Origin of the sequence: Acidaminobacter sp. (genome assembly GCF_030247605.1) — a bacterium.
Classification (GTDB): domain Bacteria; phylum Bacillota; class Clostridia; order Peptostreptococcales; family Acidaminobacteraceae; genus Acidaminobacter.
Window position 1 is genome coordinate 132,487 of record NZ_JAOTSB010000004.1, and the last position, 13,637, is coordinate 146,123.

The following is a 13,637-nucleotide window of genomic DNA, read 5'->3' on the forward strand; positions in this document are numbered from 1 at the left end:
GGACTGGCGTCAAGCAATCACTTAAACTTGACTTATTACAGGCTTCAATTTGAATGGCACTGGGACTTGATCAGCCTTCGACGACTTCAATTTTGATATTGGCATGGACGCCGTGAGCCAGCTTGGCTTCAGCGTGTGTCGTTCCGGTGGACTTGATTGGAACGAGCTCAAGTTTCTTCTTGTCTATCTTGATGCCGTGTTGTTTTTCGAGGGCTTCAGCAACGTCTTTCGTTGTAATGGAGCCAAACAGTTTTCCGCCTTCGCCAATCTTAACCGCAAATTTTAAACTGATTGCCTCCAGTTGCTGTGCCAGTGCTTTGGATACATCCACTTCCTTTTCCTTGCGTTTATCCGCAGATGCCTTCTGATGTTCAAGTTCACGTACGCTGGAATCTGTGGCGGGCTTGGCAAGTCCCCTTGGGAACAAATAATTGCGGGCATGGCCATCACTTGCTTCAATAACTTGTCCTTTTTTACCTGTTCCTTTAATATCCTTCAATAGTATGACTTTCATGACTTATCACCTTCCTCAAAATAGTCCTTTATGGCTTTCAGCAACTGATTCGTAGCTTCCTCAAGCGAACAGCCGGAAAGCTGGGCGCCCGCGACCGTCATATGGCCACCGCCGCCTATTTTTTCCAGAATGATCTGAACGTTGACGTCACCAAGAGATCTGCCGCTGATGAAAATCAATTGGTCTTTGTTGACTGAAATGACAAACGAGGTTGAAATACCCCGGATATCGAGAAGCTCATCTGCTGCCTGTGCTGCGATCAGCTGGGCGTTAGGAATGTCTTCCAGGCAGTAAGAAATGGCAATGCCATGGTCATACAGCTTAGCGCTGCCCACAATAGTCGACTTGGCGATAAAGGTCTCAAGATCATCCTGAAACAGTTGCCGGACGACTGTGGTATCTGCACCAAATCGCCTGAGAAGCGAGGCTGCCTCAAAAGTACGGACGCCCGTCTTAAATGTAAAGTTTTTAGTGTCGACAGCGATCCCGGCCATTAAAGCTTCGGCTTCGATTTTTTCAACAGTCACTTTGTTGTCCATGTACTGCAAAATTTCAGTGACCAATTCACAAGTTGAGGACGCATAGGGTTCGTGGTACTTTAACGCGGTATTTTCAACGAACTCAGTGCCTCTTCTATGATGGTCGATCAATACGACTCTTGAAATTTTATCGAGCAGTTCCGGGCATTCTGTATAGCTTGGCCGATGGGTATCAACAATGACTAGAAGTGTATCTTTCTGTACCATATTTAAAGCTTGTTCCCCTGTCACAAAATGATAAACCGGATTGTCCGAAAACATTTTGTGGACGCTCTTGATCGCTTCATTGACACCTGTCAAAACGATATGCGCATCCTTGCCGCGGTTGATGACTGCCCTGTAGATCCCAATAGCGGAGCCATAGCAGTCCATATCAGGATACTTATGCCCCATAATGATGACGTTGGATGCTTCATCAATTAGAGGTCTGAGGCCGTGGGCGATAATTCTCGCTTTAACTCTGTTTCTTTTTTCTACCGCTTTAGCCTTGCCGCCATAGAATTCGAAATTGCCCCTCTTCCTGACAACCGCCTGGTCTCCGCCTCTTCCAAGCGCCAGCTCCAGAGCACTGAAGGCATACTCTTCCGCCTGGTTGAGGTTTCGCCCGTTAACGCCTACCCCAATACTCAGGGTCATTGGAAATTTGTTGCCCACTTCAATTTCACGGATATCATCCAAGATCGAAAACCGCTTGGCTTCCAGATTTTCCAGATACCGCTCCTCAAAGAGCACAAGATATTTGTCCGTTTGATATTTTTTGATCAACGCGTTCATGCGGGAAGCCCAGAGATTGACCTTCTGGTCGATTTCCGAGGTGAGAAACGGCCGTTTGTCCTCCTTGGTTTCACTCATGACATCATCATAATTGTCCACTTGGATCAAGGCGACCACCGGACGCTCGTCTTCATACTGGTCCTTCAGCACTCTGAATGGCGTCGCGTCAATCCAGTAAAGCATTACTATGACCCTGGAAGCATCCTTTTCGTCTGTTTTGACGACGTTGGCATAAACTTTGTAATAGCGCTCGCCAACCTTGACATCCGGCGTCTCGTTCTTATTTAAGATCTCATCGAGGTCCAGGCTGGGGACCACGCCTTCCAGCTCTGAACCGATCAGCTCACGTTCGTCGATTATCTCGCTGAATTTAGAGTTGTACCAAGTGATTCTGCCGTCAAAATCCACAAGCGTCAGCGGTATGGGCAAGTTGAGGATCGCGTACCTCGCGGCGGAATCGATGTCGCTCGACAATTCTTCAATGTACTTTTGCCAGCGTTTGTTTCTCTGTCTGCTCGACCGCCAGGCGTAGACGTTGAGGTAAATCAATACCAATACGCCTATAGCGCCTATATAAGGGTTATAGAACATCAGGATCAGAACGAGAACGCCTATGATGCCGAGATAGATTTTCGCATCCGGCTTAAATAATTTGAGGAATTTGGCATTTCCCATTTCATCACCTCATCATTAAACGGTTTTCATACCGCTTTCGAAAATTCAACATGACATCTGACATTCCAAGCAACGCCAAATAAACGGTTCCGCCGGTAAAGACCAGCATGAAGACCAGCAGCCATTTAAGTAATTTTTGTCCCGGGATGCGCTTGAAGAAATAGACAATCACAGCTGCGCCCTGGAGAACAAAAGCCATGGAAAACACCATGTAGACGTTGGCCAGGAGTGCTTCAGACTGAATGAGTTTAAAGTAACCAGCCAGATAGCTCAGAACAATCATAATCAGCATTCCAAAAAAGACACTGCCCGGAAGCCTGAATTCCCGAAATGGCAGCATTTCTGTCAATGCGACGCCCATGCGTTTCAGAATAGCCCTGAACAGCATATAGTTGGCGGCCGCGCTCACAAGGGCGCTCATGACAATGGCTGAGGGAATGAGGAGCTTCATATTCCGTGTATAACTCTCGAGAAGTCTGGCACTTTCCTCAGCAGCCTGAGCATCCGCATTCATGCTGTTTTGCATAACTTCCATGGTGACTTTCATTTCCGCAATCATCTGGTCCATCTGAACATTCAGATCAACGCCCGTCAGCGGCAATACGACATAGTAGGATAAATAGAGCGAAAAGAGAGTAGCCAAGGTAGTCACAACAATAGCCGGCCAAGCTTTAAATTGCTTTTTAACGACGATCCCTAAAAAGATGCCGTTAAAGCCGCTTGAAAAAAGTGTTATCAAGGCCGAAATTGGATTCGTGGCCATGGCGACTATGACAGAGGCAATGACAGCCCCGGAGATTCCATAGGAAATCCCGTTTCGAAGTGTAATTATGGCAAAAGGTATGGCGGTGAATATCAAAAATATATTGAGAAATGGAATGTAATATCCCATTATGGTGGCAACTGCCCCAATGGCGGCGACGATACCTGTTTCTGTCATGGATCTGGTTCTGGATCTTGGATTCAACAGCTCAGCTCCTCTAGTGGTTCAATGAAATGCTACCTTATATTATACAATATCCGACAGTGATTGCAAATCGAACCGCATTCAGTTTGAACTGACAAAATCCGTTTATTGTAATAGGCATAAAAAAAGAAGTCATCCCGATCAGTACACTGACTGACCGCAACAACTTCTTTATACTCTGATTCTATTCGTTGACGAACGGAAGCAGTGCAATGATTCTTGAGCGCTTAACCGCAACAGTCAAAGCACGTTGGTGCTTAGCGCAGTTGCCGGTAACACGTCTAGGAAGAATCTTTCCGCGATCCGTCAGATAGCGTTGAAGTTTTCTGGTATCTTTATAGTCGATTCCAGTAGCTTTTTCCTGGCAAAAGCTGCAGCCTTTGCGCTTCTTTCTTCTTTTAATAACAGCCATCTTTATTTCCCTCCTTTAACCCTAATCTAGAATGGCACCTCGTCGTCGTCCAAATCCGCAGATGCGTTTGAGAAATCGCCCGGATCATAGTCCATGGATGGATCACTGTAGGATCCGCTTCGTCCGGTTGAATCAGCTTTTTCGAGGAACTCCACATTGTTTGCAGTAACCTCGGTCGTATAGCGGGTTTCACCGGTGTTCGTCTTGTACGAGCCCGTTGTGATTGAACCTTCTACAGCGACCATTCGACCTTTTGTAAGGTACTGAGCTGCCGTTTCTGCCTGACGACCCCATACATTGACACGGATGAAGTCTGCAGTTGGGAGGCCCTTTTGCTGATATTCCGCTTTCTTTTCGCGGCTCAGGCTTCGGTCTATTGCAAGTGTGAAGTTGGTGACCGCTCTTCCGGTGCTGGCGATGTGGCGCAGCTCAGGATCTCTTACGAGGCGGCCGATCAAAACGACATGATTCATGATTTCACTCCTCTGCCTTGGTGACTACTTGTCGTCAAGATTGACGATCATGTAACGGATAACGTCGTCAGCGATACGGTAGTTTCGCTCAAGCTCCATTGGCAGCGAAGGAGCCGCATTGAAGTTGACCAGAACGTAGTAACCGTCGCGGAATTTCTCGATTTCGTAAGCAAGCTTGCGATTGCCCCACTCTTCGATTTTCACGACTTCGCCATTCGCGGAGATGATAGAAGTGAACTTGTTGATCAGTTCTTTTCTCACTTCCTCTTCCAGAGTCGGCTTAAGGATGAAGATTGTTTCGTAATTTCTCATTGATTTTGCACCTCCCTATGGTCTGTTTGGCCCGGTCTCTTTGGACCGGACAGAGAGTACAGGGAGCCACTGGGCTCCCGTCATACCTAGGCATTATATCACGTTAGAAATAGCGATGCAAGAAAAATATAAAACCAAGGCCAGAACCCACTGCCTTCAAAATTGCTTGCCTGGGGGCGGTCTGACCTTGGTTAAATTCATTTATGTATTGAAAGAACGTCCTTACTGCTATTTCTTTTCTTTTATGGCTCTTACTGCCTCATGCAGGACTTCACCCAGCCGTTTGATCCCCTCGACGATAAGGTCTTCCGGCATGTTTGAATAATTGAGGCGCATAGTATTTTCCTGCCCGCCATTAGGGAAGAATGAGCCTCCAGGTACAAAAGCAACGTTTTTTTCGATTGCTTTGAGCATCAAGTCCCTCGCGTTCAGCTCCGGCGGCATCACTGCCCAAGTAAATAGCCCCCCGTTTGGATAGGTATAGGTAACCTCTTCAGGAAAATATTGCTTCATAGTATCCAGCATCAGCGTTCTGCGCTTACGGTAGACCTCTTTGATCTTTTCAACATGGTCGTCCAGGCTATAGAGCTCCATAAACATGTCCAGTTCGCGCTGGGTCATTGAGTTGCTTTGGAGATCCGCGCCCTGCTTGACCGTTATAAATTTATTCAGGATACTGTCCTCAGCACATACCCAACCCACGCGAAGCCCTGGGCAAAAAGTCTTTGAAAAGGTGCCAAGGAAAATTACCCGGCCATCTGTATCCATGGATTTGACGGATGGCAGCATGTCTCCTTCAAATCGAAGTTCTCCGTAAGGATTGTCTTCAACGATTGGCAAATCAAATTTTCTCGCAACATCCAAAAGACCTCGTCTTCTTTCGAGACTCCATGTTCTGCCCGTTGGATTTTGGAAATCAGGGATGACATATATCATTTTAACATTATCATGAGCGGCAATTTTTTTCTCAAGGTCTTCGATCAGCATACCATCATCATCTGTTTCAACTTCAATGAATTGACATTGATAAGCTTTGAACGCATTGATAGCGCCGAGGTAGCTCGGGCTTTCACAAACGACATAATCTCCCGGGTTAAGGAAGACTTTCCCTGAAAAATCCAAGCCTTGCTGTGATCCGGTCGTAATTAAAATTTCGTCTGCTTTGGCTGCGACGCCGACTTTCATCATTCTGGCAGCAATCTTTTCCCTAAGCGGCGCAAAGCCTTCAGTCGGACTATATTGAAGCGCTTGTCGGCCCGCCTCCTCCAGTACTTTTACAGAAACAATCTTCATTTCTTCAATTGGGAACAACTCGGGTGCAGGCAATCCACCAGCAAATGATATGATCTCAGGTCTTACAGTCAATTTTAACAGTTCTCTGATTTCAGAAGCTTTAATTCCTTCCATTCTATCCGCGAACTTAATTGCCACAACATCGACCTCCGTTTTGTTCAAAAAGTAAAATCCCTAGTGCCTTGTAAACACTAGTCCTATTATACCATGAAGCAAAGGATTGGGATTAAAAATTTACAATTTTTTAAGTTCTTATCAAATTTTTTAGCATTTTATTTTTTAACATCCTCGGGCTTAAGCAGACTTCCCTGTCTTTCAATTTTTCTAATTCTTTTTTCGAGATTGGTCCGGGAAATCCAGATTTGCTTATCGCATTTCATGCAGCGTATCCTGAAGTCCATCCCAATTCTTAAGACCTCAAAACGATTGTTGCCACAGGGATGTGGCTTCTTTGTGTCTATAATATCCCCAATCTGGATTTCGAGCGGCATCTCAATCCCTCCATTCTAACTTGACTGATTTATTCTCAGTTGAAGTCCGATCTATCCTGAACAAATTCATGCCTTCTTTTGACACACCATTCAGCGCTTCAAGCACCCGCTCGAGATTCTCATCCAGGATCCTGATAGAAAGTCCGCAACTTGTGGATATTTCACGGGGTGTCGGCACCATGGTGATAGGTGCTCCAACTGCTGCGAGCTTTTTTTCAGTGCTGATGGCATAATGGGTTGAATCGAATGCAATGACATAAAACTTCTTTTCCAACATAAATACTCCTAAATTCGAATTGTATTTTTAGCTTTGTGCATGGTCTCAACGATAGCGTACATATTTCCAATTCCGCCCGCTGCCAGCTTCTCTTTGACTTGGTAATAGTCAAGGCAGGTACCGCACGACAGGATCTCAACACCGTTGGATTCCAGTGCTCTCAAATACTCAAGAACCGGCGATCCTTCTATTGTCAGATGTACCCCGCTGTTAACAAACATGATGGATTTCGGGTATGGCTCCATCTCAGTAAGCGTGTAGAAATACCCCTTGATGAGAACTTCCCCAAGGGTTTCGTCGCCCTCACCAAAAGTGTTTTTTCCCACCAGAATGACGATCTCAGAGAGTTTAGGCTTTGTCTGAGGCAAGATCTCAGAATCAAACATGACTTCCGTTTTGTAGATGTCGATATAGTAAAAACCATCGGCCTGCTTCACTTCATAACGATAATTCTGACTCTTGGCGTACTTAATGACATTTTCACGCGCGGTATCATTGTCAACAATAGTCGTCACTACGCCCGATTCGAGCTGATCCACTGCTTTCTTGGTTTGTATGACAGGCTTAGGGCACAGGAGGCCCCTTGCGTCCACTTCCATTTTATGATTCAACTTACAGTCCTCCTTATTCAAAGGTAAATCGCATGGAACTTTCAGGTTAAAAAACTATGTCCTAACAAAATAATATAACAGATACAGCAGTAAATTGTGATTGTAAAAATTTATGGCGAAAGTTGATCCATTCAAGGAATTAATAAGCCATTCGCTCGCTGTCAGAGGAATCAAAAAGGTTATCACCATCATTAAGATCCATACATTGACCAGTCCCAGGACCCCTCCCAGAGCCAGTCCGGCCAGTTTGTTCGCCTGCTTGAGCAGCGGCAGCTCGGAAATAGCGGAGGTTACGATCCCAAGGACCAGCAGGACCAGCATAACTGCCAGGAACACGAGGATAAAAGCAAACCCCTGGGTCACCGCATTCGCGAGATTCTTTGATAGTTCTCCAAACAAGGCACGGTTCACAACGTCTGAGGCCGATTGTCCCGCTGTCATCAACTCAGGCATTGTCAACGCCTCAGCTATTGAGTCCGATGGCACCCAGGAGGCTGATGCCTGAGCAGCGAAATGTTCCGTCAATTTGTCATAAATGCGTTGTTCAAGGGATGCAAAAAATTCTGTTTTCAACAACAGCCAATTGGCAACACCACTTCTAAAGTAAAGCGCTACAAGAAACGCTGCCAGAACGCCGGTTAAATTAAGCAGCATCCTGAAAAATCCCTTTCTAAACCCATTTATGGCTGTAGCCAAAATCACGATCAGCACAATCAGATCAAGCAAATTAAAGCCCATCCAAGCGCCTCCTTTTCATGCCTTTTCATGCCTTTTCACGTTTTTTCACGCTTATTATTTCCTGTCTCTCAACCTTCAGACAAGCTGTTCAGCCTTAAATCCCGGCTATTTAATCAATATTTGCAGGAATAAATTTCATAGCGATTTTCATACTCGACACCTAAGTGGGTCTCATCCAGCCATTCCAAAGCGAGAAGACTGTCGTCCACAACCTTGGCTCCCAGCAGTTTTCCTGAAAAATTCAAAATATGGAGTTTGCCATCCCCCAGGAAAGCGATTCGCTCCGGCCCCATGGCCATCAGATCCACCACGACCTCCATTTTCCGCTCGAAGACCTTTTCCCCGGCAATATTATACATGGAGAGCACATTGTCGTCCCGGGTGTCATCAATAGCCTTATTTTGAATCGTCAGATTCAGAAGCGTATTCCCAAGAGGATCAAAAGCAAGTCGTGTTACGTCTCGATCAATAATTTTCTTCCAAAGCTCATCGTTTTGATCATCAAAGGCAATAATCATATCATCCGAATATCCAATGAATCCCTCTCCGGCATCAGATAGCCTGTAGAGCACGGCGTTGTTGAAATTTCTTGCCCCTCTCATCTTGCCGTCAGTTCCGAACATCAGAACATTGGTATGAAAGTAATCATTCTCTACTACGAGTACGGACATGGCAATGAGCTTCATGGCTTCGGAATACCTGAGATCCAGAAGGTCCTCATAAGGCACAGGGATCGTCGCAGACATCACACCCTGTGGATTGATCAAGGCAATTTTCTTATCATTTTTTAAATATAGCGCAGTATAGCCATCTGATCCCACCAAAAATCGTTCGACTTTTCCTAGTCCCTCTAGCTTGGATAGGATCTGCCCCTTTTTATCCAAGACATAATAGTCACCTGTAACCTTGTCGCAAATATAAAACTTGTCATTTCTTTCGTGGGCGAGGATATCACTGCCAAAAAACTCTTTTTCCCAAACAACTTCACCTCTGACTGTCAAATAGGTGAGCCGCTCATTTCCAGTCATTATAATGCCGGAGACTACCGGATAAAAAAAACTTTGCTTTTTATAAGTCGGTTCAGCCGTCGTATTAATCGTATTGATTTTTTCGATCGAAATTGGACCCAGCCCGCTGGCTTCCCGAATCAGGGATATGACATAACCGGCGCCAAAAACAATTGTAAACGACAACAGCAGCATGACCAATGATAGTCTTCTCCGCTGTCTTCTTCTTTTTTTTATCTGATCCAGCTTCTCATGGATGCTTTCTGTCATGATGCTCACCCTTATCTTCTATCTGAATCGGAATTAAGGATCTTAGATAAATGCGCCAGATCTTCAGCACGGTCGATATCCATCAATTCCTCTGCATTTGCTATTTCGTACCATACCACCGCCTCGGGATACTGCCGGATGATTAGTTTGCCTCCGGTGTCTCCCTTGAGCTGCATCAGCGAAGCTTTGTACTTTCTGTCAAAGATAACCGGATTTCCCGTATTGCCCCTGTGAGCTGCCAACATGATCTTTCCCTGCCCTGCAGGAAACGACTTCAGCATCCCGGATATGGTTTGTCCCCTCAAGAGCGGCTGATCAGCCGTCAGAAACATATAGGCATCAGCCTCTTTTGAAGCCGCCAGCCCTAGACGGATCGAAGCCGCCTGGCCCTCCTCGGGACCGGGATTATAGCAGGTATTAAATCCATAAAACTCCGCCAAAACCGCAATGTCCGGATCATGCCAGACCACGGTTACACTGCAAGGTGGGCAGCCTGCTGACTTAAGTGCTTCAAAAACCCACCCGGCGAGTGGTCTGCCCTGAAAGTCAGCCGTCAGCTTGTTGCTGCCAAATCGTCTGGCCAGACCGGACGCCATGACGATCAGCTTAATCCCGTACTCGCGCTCATCCTTGCCTTCATTCGAATTGGCGGCTGCTTCCCAATGTTCGACTACCCGCTTCATGCCCATCTGCCCCGCTCCACAACTATGACCGGCAGAACCGTATGCGACTTTAGCTGATTTATAAAGGCTTCATGACGCGGCTCTGCCTTGTTCACCAATATGATTTTCAACGCATCCGCGGGACAGGACTTAAAAAGTCCGTTTTCTGAGTGGATCAAATCCGCCAGCGCCTCCGCAGTTACCAAGTCTCCTTCTTTCATTCCGGTGAGCTCCAAAAAGAGTGCCAGCCGATGGATTCTTGCCTCAACTGCAGGCAGATCAAAGGCATCAGCCCCAAGCACACCCAGGACAACCTGAGTTTTCCCGGGAAATCTGGGTTCACCGTCCCTGGGTGCTTTAAGCGGCTTTTTATTGGCCCCATCTGCTTCGATGAGTACAAAGCTGTTGTTCTGTTCAAAAGCCGGACCCTCTATCCAAAGATCGATGTCTCGGGGTTCAAAGCCATAGATTTTCCCCTGTTCATCCATACCTCTTGCCACCATGGTAATGCCAGGGCTTAACTTGCCTATCTGCGTCAGAGCGTCCACAGAAATAAAATGGTCAATTCTGGGTGACTTCTCAACCATCATTCGGGTCGTTGTCAGAACTACGATCCTGCTATGCTGATCCCGCTGTTTCAGAGTCGCGGCCAGGTCAAAAAGCGCACTGGTCTTTCCGCCTGCGCCGCAAAGTGAAATCACCGCAGGGAATGGCCCCTTCACAAGACCTTCAATTTCTTCCAGCAGCATACTGACGCACCCCAGTTCTAATCGTTTTCAATCTCTTCCTTTGGTCTCCTCGGTGGCCTTGGCCCAAAGTACTGATAGAAATAGCATTTGATTCTTCCGTTGTAAAGTTTTCTGTTCTTAGTGGCTTTTTTTCCAAAGGACGCTTCAAAGCCTTCGTGGGCTGTGATGACATACCATGACCAGGTATCCAGCCTGCCAAAACGGTCTCCCATGACCCCATAGAGCTTTTCTGCTTCTCTTAAGTCAGAAAGCCGCTCTCCATAAGGCGGATTGGTGAGAATGTACCCGTATTTGTCCCTTGAACTCAGATCTGCAACATCTCTGACCTGAAAGTGAATGAAGTCTGCTACGCCGGCTTTTTCAGCATTTTCCCGGGCAATACGGATACTCCTTGGATCGAGGTCATAACCTTCCAGTTTGAAACTCGCATCTTCAACGATTGCGTTTCTGGCTGAATTCCGTTCAAAATCCCAAACGGAAGCCGGCATCCAGTTCCAGTGCTCTGAGTCGAATTGTCGGTTCAGTCCTGGCGCCTGATTTCGTCCGATCATAGCCGCTTCGATCAGCAATGTTCCGCTGCCGCAAAGTGGATCGATCATGGGAATAAACGATTTCCACCTGCTGATTTGAACTAATGCCGCTGCCAAGGTTTCTTTGAGAGGTGCTTCATTTCCCTTCTCGCGATAGCCTCGTTTGTGCAGACCATCTCCCGATGTATCCAGCAGCACCAAAACCTGATCCTTAAGAATGGAGATCAGGATACTGTATCTCGGGCCCGTTTCCTTGAACCATTCCGTAGCGTAAGTTTCCTTTAGTTTCTCAACGATTGCTTTTTTAGAAATGGATTGTATATCCGACAAGCTGAATAAGGTCGACTTGACGGATTTTGCATTAACTGGAAAAGTCCCTTCCTGCGGAATGTATGCCGCCCAGTCGATTCGTCGGACCCCCTGAAAAAGCGCTTCAAAGGTATCTGCTTTAAATTCAGCGAGTTTGATATAAACGCGATCAGCGCTGCGCAGCCACAAGTTGGATCGCACAATGCCTGACAGATCCGCATCATATTCTACTCTTCCGTTTTCCACCGTGACTTGATCAAAGCCAAGGGCTTTGACTTCATCCGCTACGACAGATTCTATTCCAAACGCTGCTGTTGCCTGAACTCTAAATCTTTTTATCATCATAAAAACTCCCATGTTATCATGTCTTATTCAAACATTATAACACAGGAGTCCAGTCAGTATCCCGGTAATCTTAAAACATGAGCGGCGAAACATGCTGCCGCTTGTTAAACGGTGTGATCATTTGAAAAACTTGTCCAGTGCCTTTCTGAGTGCGGACTCTTCTATAGGTTTTGACAAATGCTCGTCAAATCCGTAACTTGTCAGATAATCCCGCTCAGAGTCAATAACCTTTGCAGATATGGCCACGATGGGACATCTGAATCGGTCTGCTTTTTCAATTTCATCAAAGGCTTCAAACCCATTCATGTGAGGCATCATGATGTCCATGAGCACCAGGTCCGGCTTGTGTCGTATGTAGCGTTCCACCGTTTCTTTTCCAGTTCTTGCAAAATCCAGCTCATAATCCTCCTGAAGCAGCAGCTTCAGCGATACCCTGCCCATGACATCATCTTCAGCGATTAGAATCCGGTTTTTTTGTTGAGGTTTATGGGGCTCATCCACGATAGAACGATCCTGGACTATGTCCGTTTGCTCTTCATTGTCAGCACCATTAAATTGAACATAGATGTAGACGTTAACCTCAGAGCCTCTTCCGTAAGCGCTTTCAATTTCGAGCCGCCCCCCCATTTTGGACAGCAGCGTCAGTGCTGTGACATAACCCAAGCCCGTCGAGTCCCCCAGAGAGGCAAGAATATCTTCCGGCTGTGGATTTTCCGTCATTTTTTTCAGCCAGTCCAGCTTCTCTTCTGAGAATCCAATGCCTGTATCCTTCACGCTTATTCTCATTTTCAGCTTATCGTCGATAATACTGACCTTGGCAAAATGGACCAGCACATTGCCGTGTTCCGTATGCTCAAATGCATTTTCCAGCAGATTTCTAACAATATTTCCCAGTCGTACCGGATCGCCAATCAGCTCGCCAGGTAAATTCTCATCCACTTGAATTGTAAAGTCCACATTTCTCTTTTTCGACAAAAATCTGAACCGATGATAGAGGTCATCCACAAAATCCGCAAGTGAGAACGCCTCAATATTAAAGACCAGTTGACCTTCCTCGATGGCATAAATCTCATGCAGATTGCTTATTTTTCTAAAAGCCCTGTCGGATTGATTCATCAGCCGTTCAATAGTATCCCGCTCGTCCCTGTAAAGCTCAATGACTCTAAGGCGGTCAATATCGTTATTGATCGTCTCGAAAATGTCTTTAAGCGATTCGACCATGTCATAAAACAGTGATCTATTCTTATCTTCTCTGAGTCTCACCTTTATTATGTCCAGGTCGGCCTCCGGAACAAACTTCTCCAGCGGCTCAAGCGTGCCCTTCCAATCTTTCGCAATGACAACGGCTCCGGTGATAATCCCTTCTGAATTTCGGATAGGCTCGGCATGCTTGGTCCAAATCTCTCCCAAAGCACCCGGATTTTCTTTTGGAACCACGCCTTCCGCTGCGGCTCCGTCTCTGACTGCCTTAACACACGGGCAATTCAGACACCCCAATTCAGAAGACTGAAAGACCTCAAAGCATTTTTTGCCGATGGCTTCTGTGTCCATTCTGAGCACCGCTTTATTAGCCCATTCAATAGTGTAATCAAGATCCAGCCGTACTACCAAATCCGGTATGCTGTCAAGAATCTCCATCAAATATGGCGTCTTGTCCATTCTCCAGTCTGTGTCACCTTTTGCAAGCAT

The 13,637-nt window shown here is 46.3% G+C and carries 16 protein-coding genes; all 16 read right to left on the minus strand.

From position 1 onward, the window contains the following. Positions 1-70: 70 nt before the first annotated feature. The 16 genes from rplI to OEL90_RS03450 all read right to left on the minus strand — a co-directional run bounded on the left by rplI (position 71) and on the right by OEL90_RS03450 (position 13,637). Positions 71-514 (minus strand): 50S ribosomal protein L9, encoded by a 444-nt coding sequence (gene rplI, locus OEL90_RS03375; protein ID WP_291404530.1) that lies wholly within the window; start codon positions 512-514, stop codon positions 71-73. Then, complete coding sequence (locus OEL90_RS03380) at positions 511-2,502, minus strand: DHH family phosphoesterase (RefSeq protein WP_291404529.1); 1,992 nt, start codon at positions 2,500-2,502, stop codon at positions 511-513. The genes rplI and OEL90_RS03380 overlap by 4 nt, the downstream gene beginning before the upstream one ends. 4 nt (positions 2,503-2,506) lie before the next feature. Beyond that, positions 2,507-3,469 carry a YybS family protein gene (locus OEL90_RS03385; protein WP_291404528.1) on the minus strand — a complete coding sequence of 321 codons (963 nt, stop codon included), beginning with the start codon at positions 3,467-3,469 and terminating at the stop codon, positions 2,507-2,509. A 184-nt stretch (positions 3,470-3,653) separates the two neighbouring features. Continuing rightward, positions 3,654-3,881: a 30S ribosomal protein S18 gene (rpsR, locus tag OEL90_RS03390; RefSeq protein ID WP_291404527.1), complete on the minus strand. Its 228-nt coding sequence runs from the start codon at positions 3,879-3,881 to the stop codon at positions 3,654-3,656. Between the two features lie 26 nt (positions 3,882-3,907). Beyond that, positions 3,908-4,354 (minus strand): single-stranded DNA-binding protein, encoded by a 447-nt coding sequence (locus OEL90_RS03395; protein WP_291404526.1) that lies wholly within the window; start codon positions 4,352-4,354, stop codon positions 3,908-3,910. A gap of 24 nt (positions 4,355-4,378) precedes the next feature. Beyond that, the gene (rpsF, locus tag OEL90_RS03400) at positions 4,379-4,666 is read right to left on the minus strand and encodes a 30S ribosomal protein S6 (RefSeq protein ID WP_291404525.1); all 288 of its coding nucleotides are present in this window, start codon (positions 4,664-4,666) and stop codon (positions 4,379-4,381) included. 228 nt (positions 4,667-4,894) lie between these two features. Next, complete coding sequence (locus tag OEL90_RS03405; protein WP_291404524.1) at positions 4,895-6,097, minus strand: PLP-dependent aminotransferase family protein; 1,203 nt, start codon at positions 6,095-6,097, stop codon at positions 4,895-4,897. Positions 6,098-6,231: 134 nt separating this feature from the next. Beyond that, complete coding sequence (locus OEL90_RS03410) at positions 6,232-6,450, minus strand: DUF951 domain-containing protein (protein ID WP_291404523.1); 219 nt, start codon at positions 6,448-6,450, stop codon at positions 6,232-6,234. Position 6,451: 1 nt separating this feature from the next. Then, positions 6,452-6,724: a DUF3343 domain-containing protein gene (locus OEL90_RS03415; protein ID WP_291404522.1), complete on the minus strand. Its 273-nt coding sequence runs from the start codon at positions 6,722-6,724 to the stop codon at positions 6,452-6,454. Positions 6,725-6,735: 11 nt separating this feature from the next. Continuing rightward, on the minus strand, positions 6,736-7,338 hold the full coding sequence (yedF, locus tag OEL90_RS03420; RefSeq protein ID WP_291404521.1) for a sulfurtransferase-like selenium metabolism protein YedF: 603 nt from the start codon (positions 7,336-7,338) through the stop codon (positions 6,736-6,738). Positions 7,339-7,392: 54 nt separating this feature from the next. Next, positions 7,393-8,076 (minus strand): CvpA family protein, encoded by a 684-nt coding sequence (locus tag OEL90_RS03425; RefSeq protein ID WP_291404520.1) that lies wholly within the window; start codon positions 8,074-8,076, stop codon positions 7,393-7,395. A 113-nt stretch (positions 8,077-8,189) separates the two neighbouring features. After that, a complete protein-coding gene (locus OEL90_RS03430; protein ID WP_291404519.1) occupies positions 8,190-9,353 on the minus strand; it encodes a DUF5711 family protein in 1,164 nt (387 codons plus the stop codon). 11 nt (positions 9,354-9,364) lie between these two features. Beyond that, on the minus strand, positions 9,365-10,036 hold the full coding sequence (locus tag OEL90_RS03435) for a nucleotidyltransferase family protein (protein WP_300687120.1): 672 nt from the start codon (positions 10,034-10,036) through the stop codon (positions 9,365-9,367). Further along, positions 10,033-10,764: a selenium cofactor biosynthesis protein YqeC gene (gene yqeC / locus OEL90_RS03440; protein ID WP_291404517.1), complete on the minus strand. Its 732-nt coding sequence runs from the start codon at positions 10,762-10,764 to the stop codon at positions 10,033-10,035. Before yqeC ends, OEL90_RS03435 begins: the two co-directional genes overlap by 4 nt. A gap of 17 nt (positions 10,765-10,781) precedes the next feature. After that, complete coding sequence (locus OEL90_RS03445; protein ID WP_291404516.1) at positions 10,782-11,945, minus strand: THUMP domain-containing class I SAM-dependent RNA methyltransferase; 1,164 nt, start codon at positions 11,943-11,945, stop codon at positions 10,782-10,784. Positions 11,946-12,065: 120 nt separating this feature from the next. Beyond that, a complete protein-coding gene (locus OEL90_RS03450) occupies positions 12,066-13,637 on the minus strand; it encodes a hybrid sensor histidine kinase/response regulator (protein WP_291404631.1) in 1,572 nt (523 codons plus the stop codon).

What these genes read in the sequence shown, in the direction of transcription:
- rplI (WP_291404530.1), bottom strand. Translation starts at nt 514, where the DNA reads ATGAAAGTCATACTATTGAAGGATATTAAAGGAACAGGTAAAAAAGGA.
- OEL90_RS03380 (WP_291404529.1), bottom strand. Translation starts at nt 2,502, where the DNA reads ATGGGAAATGCCAAATTCCTCAAATTATTTAAGCCGGATGCGAAAATC.
- rpsR (WP_291404527.1), bottom strand. Translation starts at nt 3,881, where the DNA reads ATGGCTGTTATTAAAAGAAGAAAGAAGCGCAAAGGCTGCAGCTTTTGC.
- OEL90_RS03395 (WP_291404526.1), bottom strand. Translation starts at nt 4,354, where the DNA reads ATGAATCATGTCGTTTTGATCGGCCGCCTCGTAAGAGATCCTGAGCTG.
- rpsF (WP_291404525.1), bottom strand. Translation starts at nt 4,666, where the DNA reads ATGAGAAATTACGAAACAATCTTCATCCTTAAGCCGACTCTGGAAGAG.
- OEL90_RS03410 (WP_291404523.1), bottom strand. Translation starts at nt 6,450, where the DNA reads ATGCCGCTCGAAATCCAGATTGGGGATATTATAGACACAAAGAAGCCA.
- OEL90_RS03425 (WP_291404520.1), bottom strand. Translation starts at nt 8,076, where the DNA reads ATGGGCTTTAATTTGCTTGATCTGATTGTGCTGATCGTGATTTTGGCT.
- OEL90_RS03430 (WP_291404519.1), bottom strand. Translation starts at nt 9,353, where the DNA reads ATGACAGAAAGCATCCATGAGAAGCTGGATCAGATAAAAAAAAGAAGA.
- OEL90_RS03435 (WP_300687120.1), bottom strand. Translation starts at nt 10,036, where the DNA reads ATGAAGCGGGTAGTCGAACATTGGGAAGCAGCCGCCAATTCGAATGAA.
- yqeC (WP_291404517.1), bottom strand. Translation starts at nt 10,764, where the DNA reads ATGCTGCTGGAAGAAATTGAAGGTCTTGTGAAGGGGCCATTCCCTGCG.
- OEL90_RS03445 (WP_291404516.1), bottom strand. Translation starts at nt 11,945, where the DNA reads ATGATAAAAAGATTTAGAGTTCAGGCAACAGCAGCGTTTGGAATAGAA.
- OEL90_RS03450 (WP_291404631.1), bottom strand. Translation starts at nt 13,637, where the DNA reads ATGCTTGCAAAAGGTGACACAGACTGGAGAATGGACAAGACGCCATAT.